We start from the raw sequence: 14,026 nt of genomic DNA on the forward strand, positions 1-14,026 counted from the left end.
TCACATCTCCCTTGTCAGCCCTTGGCGCTTCATAAATCTCCGCCTGATATACAAGAGGGGCCGCAGCGGAACATACAAAAAACGCAGTCCTTTTGGCAGCGGAAACATTTCCATATCATACGCTTTCGGTTGGAGCATATGAATGAAATATTTCAGCTTTGCCATTCCTTTTACCAGGGATATCGAATACTGATGCGTTCTTCGTCCCTGAATGTACTCGATCGCCAGCTTGGCGAGCCGGTAAGAATGACGGGTGGGTTGAAGGGCCGGCAGCCGGTCGCCCGTCTGCGTTCCGAACAAGCGGGAGGTCAACAGGAGAGCCTGCGCGCCAATATGCTGCAATCGATACGCTTCCAGATGCTGCACGATTCGGCTCCAATCAAGCTCCTCCGCCATTAATTTATCTATATCCGATAACCAACGAAGCCTGGACCAGCCATGACGGGCGCCGTGAGTAGTCAAGCTGAGAAACAAGTCCTCGGGGCCGAAGCTGTGCACGGAAACCCCTTTAAAAGAGAACGTCCTCTTTCTTGCCCACAATTCGTCGAAGGTAGGTTCGCTCCAGGTTTTCCAATTCAATCTCCAGTGAAGCTCGATCTGTATTTTTTTATTAGGATGAATGTAAGAATGATGATGCTCCCTTGTTTCCGTTAGGATCGTGGCCGGGTCGGCATCCGCCGCGAAGTAACCCGCATCGCGCAATACCGCGCCTGCCCGTTCCAGATCTTGATCCGCCACAAGGATGTCCAAATCTTTGCAGGTCCGCAGCGAAATGTCCCCATATAGACGTTCCGCAAGCAGAGGACCTTTTACTAGCAAATACGGAATCTCGCTTTTGTCCAATTTGATACCGATCATCTGCATCTCTGCGCTTAAGCGAAGCATTTGAAACGTATTATTCGTATAGTCTTGCTGCAGAACCTGAACGACGTGTTGCGGAAGAAGTTCTTTGCCCAATCGGCTCACATTCGAATAAACCAAAGGATACACGCGATGGTGCCGGGTCAGCTCTATAAACTGATCCCAGTCGATTGATGCGGATGTGCGCAAGATGTGACCGGGAAGGTCCGGCGCATGTTCCATGCCAACGATGGAAAGCAGCAGCTTCAGCTCTTGTGACATCGAACTCCGTTTCAGTTTGAACTTGCTACCCATTGACGGCTCCCCTTTGGCTCGCTTGGCGCTTACTAACGTTTCCGAACTTGGCTACGACCGTAAACCGCTCCATTTCCTCATACCCGGAAATATAATACGGACCGCTGCGCAGCCACGCATGGGCGATCATGCTGCCGCTTTCGTCTCTGGTCGTTCCCAGATACAAGGTGCTCTCGATCCCCCGTCTTTCGAGCATCTTCATCCCGGCGATCGCCTTGACCAGACACATGCTTTCCCACCAAGTGTAGCGGCTCATCACTTGAATCGCTTGCGAAATATGCTTAATAACGTTCCGCTGGGCCGGATTGGGCGCCAGATCCGTCTCCATCATCCGGATTCCCAAGGAGGGTGCGACTTTTGCGAAAGGCAGCGCTTTTAATAGTCTCGCCCAGCCCAGATAAAAAAAAGCTTCCATAAATAACAGCTTCGTGCCCGAGTTCAGCGACATAAACGATTTCACTTTTCTCCACAACGTTAGGTGCGCCCTTCCTGCTACAATTTGGCCATAGCCTTAAGTTCCGGTTCGTATGAGCTTCTCGGTCAGCATCGTCTGCAAAAACGACAAAACCTGCCGCTCGCAAGCGTCCTGGTCGATCTCGTACTCTTCTCTTAAAGAAGTGACCACTTGCCTGACCGAAGTCGGCGATTCGATCAATTCCCAGATTCGGCCTCCGATCGAGCCGAGGTTGTAATATTTGCCCGATTCGACGCTCATCATTACTTTCTCGTCATTCATATTGCTCGCCAGAAATCCGTCGGACTGCATCACGACTTGGTCAAGCTCAAGCGGTTGAACGCTCATCACAGGTCAAGCTCCTTTGTTAATAGAATCCACAATTCGTGCGAGCAGCTGTTCCGGGGCAAAGGACGAAGCGGATCTTCGAACCTGATACACCCGAACCTGCGTACTGATGCTTGCCGACATATGGAAATGCCATTTCTCCAATTGAAGGATCGGGATCAGCATGCTGCGGTACGTATGGAACCGGAACACAGGAAGCTTCTCCAGTCCCTCCAGCTGATGAACATACAGGTCGTCCCGGGCAGGCAGCAGCTCGAAAATTCCGCCAAGCGGCACCGGACTCGAATAAAAACGGTTTTTGACCGGGATCGCGTATTTATTTACTCCGCCGTATAACGGAGCATATTGATCCGTCTGCATGCCGAAGCCGGTCAGACTTTCCTGCCATAATTTTTGCTGCGGATACGACGGGGTTACAACCGGCGTCCCCTCATGCGACAACGATACGGCAATAACGTCATCGCTCACAAGCGAGTACCCTTGACGGACGAACGCAGCGGCAAGCGTCGATTTGCCGGCCCCGGATTCGCCGACGAAAGCATAAGCTTTGCCGTCCACGACGACCGCGCTGCCGTGCAACGGCAATATTTGACGCTGCATCAACAAGGCGCCCATACAGCTTCCGAGCACGTACAGCCGGACCTGATTCTCATCCGAGCCCGCCAGCGGGGACACGAGAATCTCTCTGCCTCCCCGAATACAAACATGGGCGATTCCCGGCAAATGAAAATAAATGTCCCCGTCTTTGCCCGCATAATAAGAGTCATGAAACAACGAGTCGTCCCAGATGCCGGACAAATCGGCAATCCGGATTTCTACGTCAGGCGCCCCCTCTTCATCGTCGATCGATAGGAGTTCGGGCAAAGCAAGGTCGCTGGAAAAACGCAGCCCGAACGCTCGATAGGCATTTCTCTTGGCTGTAGGAATGATCATGCAATTGCTTCCCCCTCCCCTCTTAAAAAGGGGCCCCTATACAGGTTATGTATAAGGGCTCGGATTCTCATAATAAGTACGGATTAGGAATCGTAAAGATCCCCGTCCAGCTTGCCGCCAACCCATGTCCAGTCGACTTTCGTCGAACCGATACCGGACATCGTCATGCTGACGTCAAGGACTTCCAATGTAGGAGCCTGCCACTCTTTTTTCATACGTTTCACCTCCCTCCGTTGCATGCAGCCGTTTTATAAACCGGAATGCGATCAAACTTCGCATCAAAAACCTTACATCCGAATCGAAAGCCTGCTCCGGGCGCGGAGCGTCGCCGATCCGGGCCAAAGCTTGGTCGATTGCGGCGATGTTTAAATAGGCCGATGCGCCGGTATCCTTGGATAACTCGCGAAGCTCGTCAGTAAACAATCCCCATGCAGGCAGCATCCGATGCAGCCAATCCGCGCCTTGCACCCCGCGGGTCCGTTGATTCAGCCGCACTTTATCGGGCAAGTACGGCTTCGAGGCTCTCCGGATTAACGACCGGTCGTATCCGTTCTGGACAAACTGGTCGAGCGGCAAAGATAAGCAGAACCGTACGACTCGGGCATCACTGCTAGGGTCGCGCTCCCATACCGAATGACGCAGCGACAGCTTCGTGCAGGAAGCTCCACGCATATTTTGAACGGCCAGGTTGTGGAAGAAGCTTTCCCTTTCATTCATCATGCTGACGCTGGATTCGAGGCCGATATCCTGATCTTTCAACCGTTCATACACGTTCGTTTTCTCGGCAAAATCCGGATGAATCATCGAAGCAATATCCATCTGGCCGATCGAGCGGTGCGTAGGGCGGAAGAACGCATACTTGCCCAGCCTTTTGATTAAGTTAAGCCGGCCCATCCGCATATTTCTGCTGTAAGGCTTCAGCTCGCGATAAAAACGGACCCAGCGAAGCTTCCTTAATAAATGGACGTAATATTCGGCCGCCGACCCCCACGAGATGGAGAAGTTCCCGGCTGCGCCTGTAAGCAGGATGCCTACCCCTTGTCTGGAAGCTTCTTCATAGATTCCTTTTATCCAGTGCGAGTTTTCGAAATTTTTGTAAGGCGCCTGAAGCACATCCAGCCAATCATCCACTTCCGAAAACGGACTCAGGTCCGGGAAGTCCAAATAGTTTTCCGTAATATTGCCTACGAAACCGACCGTTTCCTGAATAAACGGGCGTTCGTCCGCCATCCGGCTCGCTGATGTCCAATCGACAAAATCGGGAGCGGGAATCGTGCTGAACGCATGCAGCGGCCTTCCTTCCCGTCGAAGGAGTTTAGCGGCTGTACCCGCGACCAGGCCCGAATCCAAGCCGCCGCTTAATGTCGCCCCCACCTTCCGATGGGTGCGCAGTCGGCAGGCAACCGCTTTTTCAAATACGTCCCGAAACGCTTCTTCGTAGTCCTCATTCGAAGGCAAGCGCAGCCGGGTCTCAGGCACAAGCGTCCCGTACCTCGTCAGCTCGATTCTTCCGCTTCTCATCACGAAAGAATGGGAGGCCGGGATTTGATTAATATGTTTGTACGCCGTGGTATGTATATCCGTATTATCCAGCATCGTCGGGATCGCGAGATATTGCGCAAGCCACACTTCATCAGGCTCCGTCTTCACACCGGGAATCGCGAGCAGGGGCGAGATCGTCGTACAAAACGCGGCCCTTTCCGGATTGCTGTGATAGTACAACGTCCGGCTGCCGAATATATCCCTCGCTCCGAACAAACTATGATTTTTCCGGTCCCAGATGAGAAAGGCGAAGTCGCCGAGCAAAAACTTCGGAGTATCCGTGCCCCACTTCATGTAAGCGTCCAGGATCAGCTCACTGTCGGTAATCTGCTCCCGTCTCCCCGCTTCGATCTGCAGCTGCTGAAATAACTCATCGCGATTATCGAGGATCGCGTCCGCCGTTATCGCGAGCCGGGCTTCATCCCGGTAGAGGGGCAGCCGCTCGCCAACCGATTGGGGAGTGATCCATTGGGCGTGACAGCCAAGAAAGACAATACCGTCATTCCAGGTACCCTGATCGTCAGCAGGATACGGTTCAAGAGCTTGCATCATCCGTCTTCCTTCGTCCTGGAGCCGTCCAGACGCTTCATGATCGTATACAATACCGACTAGTGCACTCATGGTTCCCCCTGCAGCATTTGAAGCAATGTTGTCGTCCTCGGATTTATGTTATGATACATTTTGTATATTGTCAATCTAATTTGATACAAATAGTATCATTATGATTACAAGGACTCACTACTGGTTCCTTTTTCCTATTCCACTTCGCGGTGTAAACTGCCGCCGTTAGCAAACAGCGGATATGAATACTATATTAGCCGGCGCTGCGATTATGCGCGCTGAACTCAAAAACGGAATGAACCCGGATCTTGTGATCCTGAACCCTCTTACGCGATACTGCCGCTCCCTAGTTACTCTCGGTTCTTCTCGGCCTGCTGCTTGAGCTGCGCTTCCTCCCCCTTTGCCGCGCTTATTTGAACCCGATCCGTTTCCTTAAACGAGCTCTCCTGCAGCCTGGATAAAAACTGGTAAACTTTCTTTGTTTCAATCTCCAGGTGCCTCATTACTTCCAACACATCGATTTCCCTCTTCTCGGCCATTTTCTCCCCCAAAAATGTAGATCTGATCTTCATCAATTTTGGCGTGCAATGAGTCATCTAATGTTGTAAAATATGAAATGATTTGCTCATCAACAATATCGAACCGAACAGGTATGTAGTCATAGAGTTATGATACTTTTGTATCAACAATTTAATTTTAGATACGTAACGTATCAAAGTCAAGCGTTATCCCTTTATTATTTCCGCGTTTTTCTAAATAATCAAATTCATTCCATTCGGAGTTCCTAACGTTAGTATATCAAGGGAATATTTAGTTGCTTCCGTTTGCTAGATTACGAAATTTATATCGTTCGTCTTGTTTTACTGTTGTACCAGTGGGTATACTACTATTATCGGATTTCGAACTTAGGGGGACAGACGATGATGAAATGTGGGGATAGAATAGCATATCTTCGCGAGAAGAGGGGCCTTACGCAAGAGGAATTATCTCATAAACTCGGGATCTCTCGCGCCTCCCTATCCCACTACGAAACCAATCGTAGAGAGCCGGACTATGAGACTTTGCGGAACATAGCCAACTATTTTGACATATCTCTGGATTATTTGCTGGGCAGAACCAACGATCCATACTCGGAGCTTGATAAGGACGTACGGGATTTCGTAGACAGCCTGGAACTATCCGACGAGAACATCTTGGAGAAATTCAGCCTTACGGTAGACGGAAGGAAGCTTTCGGTTGAAGAAGCCAAACGGTTCATTGCTTTTATTCGAGCGGAGCGTTCCTTCAAATAAACTTTATATGTTGCTTTTAACCTTCCAAGAGGTCGTCAGTTCCATGAGGACTTCTTCTTTATGTTTCATTGATACAAAATGGACCAGAAATCTTTCCCTATTAATTAGTATATGAGAAACAGAAAGGGATGGAAACTATTCTTTTTGTCAGATCCAAAAATGAACGCTTACCGGCGTCTTTTGACGCTGGCGTTTACCGAGATTTAGAGCCACTCCCACGATACACTTTCTGATAAATTAAAAAACAAAGAGTAAATCGCCTTTGCCTTAGCGACTTACTCTCTCTCCCCTCACATCCGTAAAACCGCATCCCGCCCCTTCATTCCCGGCACGATGCCTAACCGCTCCGCTTCGTGGGTGACGGACTCCAAGGGAGCGTCGAGCAGCTCGTCGAGCGTGCGGACGCCGGTAGCCCGGCCAGCGATGATATTTCGATCCTTCAGCCGATCGTTCAGCAGCCCGATGTCCAAGGCGCCGCACATGATGTAGCCCCGGTCCGTGGTGACTGCGATCAGCGTCGTTTTCGGCAAGGAAACGGTAATGCCGATTACGGTACGCCCCTCTATCACGATAGGTTTCGCTTCAATCATTCCAGACGGTTCTCCTTTCGCCTCCAGGTTGGTATCAGCATATGCAAGCGCTGCCCGCTTAGTCCGGTCTTTCGCCCAGTTCGAGCCGGATCGCCTGGCGGCGGAAAAGGCAGGAGCTTAAGCGGATTTCCGGTTACTTGAAACCGTGTTTTTTGATATACTAAGGACTACATACCTATTGAATAATTCCGGAGTGAGACTATGGGACCAGAAAAGTCCAAATTTGAGAAAAAAAAACATTTATTCCAAGTGGAGATTTTGGTTGAAGAACCTACCCATATGATGGCACTGGCTGCTCTGCTGCAAGCGTTGAATCATCCCCACGTAGCGGATTTCCGGATTATGCAGGGCATTCAGTTCGGCAAGGAAATCGAGAAAACGTTAAAGGAGAACAAGGGCGAGCGGTTCGCGATTCCTCCCCATCAAGCGGCCCCTGTTAAGGTTCCGCCGCCGAACGGTCGGGAGAAAGATCGTCCTGACAAGCCGGAGCCGAATCCCGCTGGGGAGAAATCGCTGATCGGCGAGCCTGCCGGCGGCAAAACGAAAGAGCCCGCTCCTATGAAGGACTCTCCGGCTGGCAACCTCAAATCCAGCTTAAGCTTCGACAATTTGTCCGATCTTCAAGCCAAAGGCACGCTCGTTCGAATCGTGGCGGTGAAGGAAAAAGGAATCAGACTGAGCATCCCTTGCCGGATTCTCCGATTCGACGCGGCCGGGCAGCAGCTGACGATTTACCACGTGGATGAAAAGAAAGTGTATTCGTTTAACTTGAACGAAATCGAAGATATTATTACCGGTTGATGACGGAGCGCATACGAAACGGGCTGGTCGTACAGGTCTGAAAACCTGACGATCAGCCCGTTTTCTAACGTTTAAAGCGGTAAATTAATACATTCTTTACCAAGAAAAGCTTCCGCTTACGCAGGGTCATTCGTCGTGGAAAGAGCTTCGTTTAGAAGCTTTTCTTATATCCGGCGAATCAATTGTAAGGCATATGCTGCTGCTGTTGGTGCTGGGATTGCTGGTAGTTGTTCGCGAACATCGGTGCCTGCTGCGCATAGCCCTGCTTGCTTGCGGACATTTTTTGCTGAACGAATTGAGACGTTTTCTGCCCGTCTTGGCTGTACTGCTTCAACTGCTTGTCGATTTCCTGACGCAGCACTGGAGAGGCGGTATTATACATATTCTGCTGCTTCATCAGGGTGTAAAGCCGGCCCTGCATGGTCAGGGTGCTCGTTGTCAGCTCCGTAAACATTTGACGGATCGCAGGGCAATTCGATTCCGTCGTGGCGGTCGTGTATTCGCGAACCGAACGTTTCAGCTCGCATAAGATCGTGTACAGCAAGTCCTGCTCCGGCATAAACGAACCGCTTTGCTGCTGTTGTTGTTGCTGTTGTTGCTGCTGCATGGTTGAGTACAAGACGCTTCTCCTCCTTATTGGGAAGTCCCCGGCTGCTGCGGAGCCAAGTTCATATGATGCTGCAAGCTGTTGAGCAGAGTGTGATAATGCTGCTCATGGGTATGAAGCATATCCAGGCAAATATTGCGTACCTGCGGGTTGTTCGTCGTCGAAGCAGTAGCTGCGCAAAGCTTGATCAGCAAATCCTCGTTCGACATCGTATCCGCTACGTATTCAAGTTCTTTGGCCGTTAACGGCTGTAGCCCATTCATCTGCATATTTGATCCCTCCCTTCGAAAGTTCCATTGATTAAGATGCCCCAGCCGATTTCTCCTTATGTATGCATGTGCACTCACCGCCTGTACATACTAACGTACAAAGCCAGAAGCAAATTCCGTTTCCGAAAAAATGGTCTGAAGCTTCACTTTCCCGTTTCGTTTCACTTATTAGCTCCGACTATCTTTGGAAAGAGTGTGCTTATTATGGAGTTGTATTCCGGTCAATCGTGCTGGATCGATACGCTTCCCGCGCCCCCCGCCTTTCCGGTGCTCGATCAGGACATCTCGTGCGACGTTGCGATTATTGGCGCAGGCTGCACCGGGGCACTATGCGCTTATGAGCTTATCAGGCATGGCCTGGACGTGATCGTGGTAGACAAACGGAAGGCAGGCTCGGGAAGTTCTTGCATGAATACAGGTCTCTTGCAATATATCAGCGATAAGCCGCTGTCCGCTTGTATCCATTCTTTTGGTACGGAGCAGGCAGTCCGCTTTTACTCCTTATGCCGCGAGGCGGTCAGCGAACTACAGCATTTATGCTCCAGTATCGAGGGTGCGAATTTCGTAAGAAGAGATAGCCTGTATGTAGCGAGCCGTCCGGAGGATGCAGCCGCTTTGAAGAAGGAATGCGGGATCTTAACCGGGTACGGATTCGATGCAGAGTATTGGGGCGAGCGGACGACCGCCTCGCGATTCGCTTTCGGCAAGGCGGCCCTTTATTCCCGGGGCGATGCCGAGCTGAACCCTTATCGTTTCGTCAACGGTTTGCTTGCAGCGATCGCGCGGCAAGGCGGGCGGATCTATGAGCATACGGAAGTGAAGCGGCATACGACGAGTCCGGACAGCATTACGCTTTATACGGATAAGTGGAAAATACGGGCGAGATACGTCGTTTTCGCCTCGGGATACGAAACTCAGGAGCGGATTGCGAATCCGAACGCCGTACTTTCGAGCACATTTGCGATCGCCACTCAGCCTCTGGAGAGCTTTCCGGACTGGCCGCATCGCTGCCTGATCTGGGAAACGGCCAGACCTTATATGTATATCCGCACGACGGCGGATAACCGGATTATCGCCGGAGGATTCGACGAGCGGACAAACATCGCGGAAGAACGCAACCGGATGCTGCCGCACAAAGCTTCTATGCTGCTCGAGAGGTTGCACGGGATGTTTCCGCGGCTTCCGGAACTGCGTGCCAGCTACAGCTGGGCGGCGGCATTCGGCAGCACCCACGACGGTCTCCCGATGATCGGGCCTCAACCCTCCTCCCCGCGATGTTTCCTGGCACTCGGGTACGGCGGGAATGGAACGGTGTACAGCAAGATCGCAGCATCCATCCTGAGCGGCCTTATCGTGAATGGCGGTCACCCCGATGCGGAACTGTTTCGGGTCGATCGTCCGAGCCGGACGCTCTCGCCCGCCTCATCGAACCAATGATTGCCGCGGATAGATAGGTGTCCAAGCATCGGGCGGCAGACCTGCATACTATGAGGTAGCCTGGCGAAGGGAGGAACACCTGTGCAGTCTACCGTGAAAAGACAAGATGTGAAGAAACTGATAGGGAAACCGATCTATGCGGTGAAAAAAGACGGTGCGGTCGTAACAGGTCTTCTGAAAAGCTTGAACGGCAACCGACTGGTCCTGGAACGGCCAAAAGGCAAAGGAGTAAGGACAAAAGCGGTAATCCCGCTCGTCCTGTTCGACCTGCTGGCCATCGGCACTTACGGAGGCTACGGCGGATACGGTTATGGCGGTTATGGAGGATACGGCGGGTACGGATACGGCGGATATCCGTACGGAGGTTATCCCGGTTTGTTCTGGTAATAGAAGCTTCTTGCGAGCAGAACGGATTCAGCTTCGCTGATAACTCTTGATAAAAAGGACCGAAAGCGTCTGAAGGCTGCTGCCTTTCGCTTCCGGTCCGTTTTTTTTAACACTTTACTGGTTAGACTTCCGCGCGGCCAGTGCCAGGAAAATCCAGCCGAGCATAAACGATACTCCGCCAAAAGGTGTAATGATTCCAAGCTTGGTTATTTCGGTAACGGCCATCACATACAAGCTGCCTGAGAACAAAACGATTCCGATCAACATAAACAGTCCAGCCCGGGAAAGCCATTTCGACTCGCCGAGCTTCCCTGCCGCCAGACCGATAACAATCAAGCCAAGCGCGTGGGCGATATGGTATTGGACTCCCGTCTGATAAGCGGACATCAGATTGGCTTTCAGCTTGTCCTCAAGGCCGTGAGCGCCGAACGCTCCCAGCGCCACCGCAAGCAGCATCGCGATGGCCCCCCAGCTTACATATTTGCGAAGCATACATCCAGCTCCCTTTCCTTTTTTGCTCTTATACATCCAGCATACAGGAACGCACCATGCAGCGCCAGCGAACATTCCGTGAACCGGTTGACATCGGCGCTTTCCTTACTTTACAGTAGAATGGTAGCTGATAATTAAAGGAGTTTACCGATGGAACAAAGGCCAAATGACGTTCAGAACAACCCGGTGCCGGCGAACGATCCACATCTGACCGGTGCCTCTTACATGCCCCCCGCCCAACCGCTTAAGCATTCCGGACTCGGGATCGCTTCGTTTATCATTTCCGTAACGATGCTGGGCGCAATCATCCTGTCTTTTGTAGTTATGACTAGCCTGGCGGCCGACTTAATAACCGGCGGCGGGCTGCCGGACGAACAAATGCTGCTTGAGAAATCGCCTATCCTTATCTTATTCGTATTTCTTATTCTAGGCGCGCTCGTGCTCGATATCGTCGGAGGCGTTCTCGGAATCGTCTCTCTGTTTCAAAAAGAACGGAAAAAGGTGTTCGGCATCTTGGGCACGATTTTTTGCTTTTTACCGATAGTCGGCTTCTTTCTGCTCTTTTTGATCGGACTTGTACTATCCGGACAAGCGGTGTAAGGCAAAGACGGTTTTTGCTAGCCGTTCCGCTATTTCAAACAGCTTACCGATAAGGCGGTGATCTAGATGTTGCCCAAAGCTTGGACACAATGGCTGGTCCGGCTAACCAAAACTTTCGGGTTCCATGGGAACAATGGCAAGCAGCCGTACAGCTCGATGATCGGACGCCCGATGGCAACGCTGCTGCTGCTGTCCATGGTGCTCCCGGGCTTCGAGGGAACGGCGGAAGGGGCGGCCCGATTGAACGCTTCCGTCTCGTTTACCGATCGGCATATCGTCATCCGCAACACCGGCGCGGCCGTCTGGAAGCAAGCGAAAATATCCATCGACGGCGACTATGCTTACAGAGCCGAATGGGTGCCACGCGGAACGATATCGATCGCTTATGCGGAAATTGTCGACGCAGCCGGGGAAGCGTATGAGCCGCGGCCTGGGGTCCATCCCCATGTCCGGATCGAGGTTTCGGCAGCGGACGGGAAACCGGCTATATTCGAGCGCTAACGATAACGCTGCGCCAAAATCAAAAGACGCTTCCCGCCACTTCGGAGTGGAGGAGGAAGCGTCTTTTTTGTGCCCAATGGACCCTATCTGATCGTGAAGATCACAGGCTTGTGATAATTGAGCCCCAGCGGCAGGCCGATTACAGCATCTTCTGGCCCGGCTTCCAGTTGGCCGGACACAATCCGCCCGCTTGCAGCGCCTGCAGCACGCGCAGCGTCTCGTCGACGCTGCGGCCGACGTTCATATCCGTTACGACCTGATAGCGCAAAATACCTTCCGGATCGATGATGAACAGCCCGCGATGAGCAACGCCGGACTTCTCGTCGAGTACGCCGTATGCGCTCGCCGCCTCCCTCATAACGTCGCCGGCCATCGGGTAGCGGATCGGGCCGATGCCGTTGCGGTCGCGAGGCGTGTCCATCCAGGCGCGGTGCGTATACACGCTGTCGACGGATACCCCGACTATGTCGCAATCCAGATCGAGGAACTCCTCGTACCGGTCGCTAAAGGCGATGATCTCAGTCGGACATACGAACGTAAAATCGAACGGCCAGAAAAACAGCATCACCCATTTTCCTTTGTAATCCTCCAGTTTAACGTTCTCCTCAAGCGTTTCCACGTTTTTGGTCGAAGGCAGGTTAAAAGCCGGCGCAGGTTGTCCCATTTTGGCCAAAGCTTGTACAGTTGTTGTCATAGCTACAATTCCTCCTGATGTTGGGTAATGGTATTCCTAGTGAAATGGTTATGAACAATAGCGGAAATCCGCCCCGTTAATTAGCGGCTGCGGCGTCCGCCACGGCGGCAAGCGCTTTGCGGATGCGGCTCGGGTTCAGACCGAGAATGTGCATGTCTCCGATCACCGTTACAGGCACCGACATCAAGCCCATGCTCTCCAGCTGCTCCGCATGCTCAGGATTCGTATCGATGTTGCGTTCCTCGTAGGTGATGCCCTGGTCTTTCAAATATTGTTTCAATTGCCCGCAGTAGTGGCAGTTTGTGCTGGAATATACGATTGCAGTTGACATGTATATACACGCTCCTTATCCGGATATCGGCTTTTATTTATACTGCGGCAGCACTTGCGTCCGCTTATGAATATATTTATCGACGGCCATTGCCGCGATCGCACCGTCCGCCGCAGCGACAACCGCTTGCTTGACCGGCGTCCTGCGGACTTCCCCCGCGCCGAATACGCCCGGTACCGGCGACTGCATCAGGGAATCGAGAATCATAAAACCTTCGTCGTCGAGGGGCACTTGCTCTTTGATCAGCTCCGTGCCCGGCTTGCTCCCGGACAAAAATACAAATACGCCGTCCGCTTCAAGAATCCGCTCTTCGCCGCCCGCAGTACGAATCTTCACTCCCTCGACGCTTCGTTCGCCGACGATCTCGAGCGGTCTTGTCCGAAACATCCACTCCGTCCCCGGCAGTTCCGGCGCATGATCCACACCCTGCAGCTCGGCGCGGGGCACCAGGAACGTAATCCGGCTTGCGAATTTGGATAAGGCGGCCGCTTCCTCCAAGGCTTCCTCGGAATCGCCGATGACGATGACCGGCTGGCCTGTGAAAAAGGCACCGTCGCAAGTGGCGCAAATGCTGACTCCTTTGCCGAGCAAGCGCTCTTCCCCGGGAATCATCCGATTGCGTCCCTTGGAACCGGTAGCAAAAATGACGGCTTTCGCCTCAAATACCCCGTCCGCCGTAAATACAGTCTTGATCTCATCCTCCACATCAACCGCCGTTATCGTGGTCTGGATGTATTCCGCTCCGAATGCCGACGCTTGACGGCGAAATGTTTCGAGCAGCTCCTTGCCGCTCCATTCGCCCTCTACGCCCGGGTAGTTGGCGATTTTGTGAGTTAAGGCCAAAGCTCCCGTGAATGGAGCTTTATCGATCACTAGCGTCTTTAAATTTCCTCTGGCCGTATAAATCGCAGCAGAAGAACCTGCCGGACCACCGCCGATAATAATGACATCGTACATTCGTTCACCCCTCATCAGTGACAAATAACTATCTTTTAATAATGATTATAAACTATATCTAATTAAAGTCAATAC

General features: G+C 52.1%; 20 protein-coding genes. 6 read left to right on the top strand and 14 right to left on the bottom strand.

The window, feature by feature from the left end; translation table 11 throughout:
- From AC3Y2E_RS33000 to AC3Y2E_RS33030, 7 genes are all read right to left on the bottom strand, one after another.
- Positions 1-1,155: a nucleotidyltransferase domain-containing protein gene (locus AC3Y2E_RS33000; RefSeq protein ID WP_379217485.1), complete on the bottom strand. Its 1,155-nt coding sequence runs from the start codon at positions 1,153-1,155 to the stop codon at positions 1-3.
- A complete protein-coding gene (locus AC3Y2E_RS33005) occupies positions 1,148-1,603 on the bottom strand; it encodes a lasso peptide biosynthesis B2 protein (RefSeq protein WP_379217496.1) in 456 nt (151 codons plus the stop codon). The genes AC3Y2E_RS33000 and AC3Y2E_RS33005 overlap by 8 nt, the downstream gene beginning before the upstream one ends.
- A 63-nt stretch (positions 1,604-1,666) precedes the next feature.
- Positions 1,667-1,957, bottom strand: coding sequence for a lasso peptide biosynthesis PqqD family chaperone (locus AC3Y2E_RS33010; RefSeq protein ID WP_379217497.1), 291 nt, complete (start codon positions 1,955-1,957; stop codon positions 1,667-1,669).
- 6 nt (positions 1,958-1,963) lie between these two features.
- Positions 1,964-2,890, bottom strand: coding sequence for an HPr kinase/phosphorylase (locus AC3Y2E_RS33015; protein ID WP_379217486.1), 927 nt, complete (start codon positions 2,888-2,890; stop codon positions 1,964-1,966).
- A gap of 83 nt (positions 2,891-2,973) precedes the next feature.
- Positions 2,974-3,105, bottom strand: coding sequence for a paeninodin family lasso peptide (locus tag AC3Y2E_RS33020; RefSeq protein WP_190932129.1), 132 nt, complete (start codon positions 3,103-3,105; stop codon positions 2,974-2,976).
- Positions 3,065-5,053 (bottom strand): asparagine synthase-related protein, encoded by a 1,989-nt coding sequence (locus tag AC3Y2E_RS33025; RefSeq protein ID WP_379217487.1) that lies wholly within the window; start codon positions 5,051-5,053, stop codon positions 3,065-3,067. Before AC3Y2E_RS33025 ends, AC3Y2E_RS33020 begins: the two co-directional genes overlap by 41 nt.
- Before the next feature lie 290 nt (positions 5,054-5,343).
- Positions 5,344-5,508: a hypothetical protein gene (locus AC3Y2E_RS33030; protein WP_379217488.1), complete on the bottom strand. Its 165-nt coding sequence runs from the start codon at positions 5,506-5,508 to the stop codon at positions 5,344-5,346.
- A 408-nt stretch (positions 5,509-5,916) separates the two neighbouring features.
- Here AC3Y2E_RS33030 and AC3Y2E_RS33035 point away from each other — a divergent pair, with 408 nt between their 5' ends.
- On the top strand, positions 5,917-6,285 hold the full coding sequence (locus AC3Y2E_RS33035) for a helix-turn-helix domain-containing protein (protein WP_190932157.1): 369 nt from the start codon (positions 5,917-5,919) through the stop codon (positions 6,283-6,285).
- A gap of 290 nt (positions 6,286-6,575) precedes the next feature.
- Here the strand turns inward: AC3Y2E_RS33035 and AC3Y2E_RS33040 are convergent, their stop codons facing one another.
- Positions 6,576-6,875 (bottom strand): YunC family protein, encoded by a 300-nt coding sequence (locus tag AC3Y2E_RS33040; protein WP_190932132.1) that lies wholly within the window; start codon positions 6,873-6,875, stop codon positions 6,576-6,578.
- Between the two features lie 201 nt (positions 6,876-7,076).
- On the opposite strand from AC3Y2E_RS33040, the gene AC3Y2E_RS33045 reads away from it, so the two are divergent.
- Positions 7,077-7,676, top strand: a complete 600-nt coding sequence (locus AC3Y2E_RS33045) for a hypothetical protein (RefSeq protein ID WP_379217489.1) — start codon at positions 7,077-7,079, stop codon at positions 7,674-7,676.
- Positions 7,677-7,854: 178 nt separating this feature from the next.
- Here AC3Y2E_RS33045 and AC3Y2E_RS33050 read toward each other — a convergent pair whose 3' ends face one another.
- Both AC3Y2E_RS33050 and AC3Y2E_RS33055 read right to left on the bottom strand, forming a co-directional pair.
- On the bottom strand, positions 7,855-8,295 hold the full coding sequence (locus AC3Y2E_RS33050; RefSeq protein WP_379217490.1) for a spore coat protein: 441 nt from the start codon (positions 8,293-8,295) through the stop codon (positions 7,855-7,857).
- Positions 8,296-8,309: 14 nt separating this feature from the next.
- The gene (locus tag AC3Y2E_RS33055; protein ID WP_332071781.1) at positions 8,310-8,552 is read right to left on the bottom strand and encodes a hypothetical protein; all 243 of its coding nucleotides are present in this window, start codon (positions 8,550-8,552) and stop codon (positions 8,310-8,312) included.
- Positions 8,553-8,756: 204 nt separating this feature from the next.
- Here AC3Y2E_RS33055 and AC3Y2E_RS33060 point away from each other — a divergent pair, with 204 nt between their 5' ends.
- Together AC3Y2E_RS33060 and AC3Y2E_RS33065 are read left to right on the top strand one after the other, a co-directional pair.
- On the top strand, positions 8,757-9,989 hold the full coding sequence (locus tag AC3Y2E_RS33060) for an NAD(P)/FAD-dependent oxidoreductase (protein ID WP_379217491.1): 1,233 nt from the start codon (positions 8,757-8,759) through the stop codon (positions 9,987-9,989).
- 81 nt (positions 9,990-10,070) lie between these two features.
- Entirely contained in the window at positions 10,071-10,376 is a 306-nt protein-coding gene (locus tag AC3Y2E_RS33065; RefSeq protein ID WP_190932136.1) for a hypothetical protein, read from the top strand.
- Between the two features lie 114 nt (positions 10,377-10,490).
- Here AC3Y2E_RS33065 and AC3Y2E_RS33070 read toward each other — a convergent pair whose 3' ends face one another.
- Positions 10,491-10,868 (bottom strand): DUF423 domain-containing protein, encoded by a 378-nt coding sequence (locus AC3Y2E_RS33070; RefSeq protein WP_379217492.1) that lies wholly within the window; start codon positions 10,866-10,868, stop codon positions 10,491-10,493.
- Between the two features lie 150 nt (positions 10,869-11,018).
- Here AC3Y2E_RS33070 and AC3Y2E_RS33075 point away from each other — a divergent pair, with 150 nt between their 5' ends.
- Positions 11,019-11,468 carry a hypothetical protein gene (locus AC3Y2E_RS33075; protein WP_190932138.1) on the top strand — a complete coding sequence of 150 codons (450 nt, stop codon included), beginning with the start codon at positions 11,019-11,021 and terminating at the stop codon, positions 11,466-11,468.
- A gap of 66 nt (positions 11,469-11,534) precedes the next feature.
- Positions 11,535-11,969, top strand: coding sequence for a hypothetical protein (locus AC3Y2E_RS33080; RefSeq protein ID WP_379217493.1), 435 nt, complete (start codon positions 11,535-11,537; stop codon positions 11,967-11,969).
- A 139-nt stretch (positions 11,970-12,108) separates the two neighbouring features.
- Here AC3Y2E_RS33080 and AC3Y2E_RS33085 read toward each other — a convergent pair whose 3' ends face one another.
- From AC3Y2E_RS33085 to AC3Y2E_RS33095, 3 genes are all read right to left on the bottom strand, one after another.
- Positions 12,109-12,663 (bottom strand): peroxiredoxin, encoded by a 555-nt coding sequence (locus tag AC3Y2E_RS33085; protein WP_379217494.1) that lies wholly within the window; start codon positions 12,661-12,663, stop codon positions 12,109-12,111.
- Positions 12,664-12,739: 76 nt separating this feature from the next.
- Positions 12,740-12,994: a glutaredoxin family protein gene (locus tag AC3Y2E_RS33090; RefSeq protein WP_190932141.1), complete on the bottom strand. Its 255-nt coding sequence runs from the start codon at positions 12,992-12,994 to the stop codon at positions 12,740-12,742.
- Positions 12,995-13,027: 33 nt separating this feature from the next.
- A complete protein-coding gene (locus AC3Y2E_RS33095) occupies positions 13,028-13,951 on the bottom strand; it encodes an NAD(P)/FAD-dependent oxidoreductase (RefSeq protein ID WP_379217495.1) in 924 nt (307 codons plus the stop codon).
- Positions 13,952-14,026 lie beyond the last annotated feature (75 nt).

This window comes from Paenibacillus sp. MAH-35 (assembly GCF_058135425.1).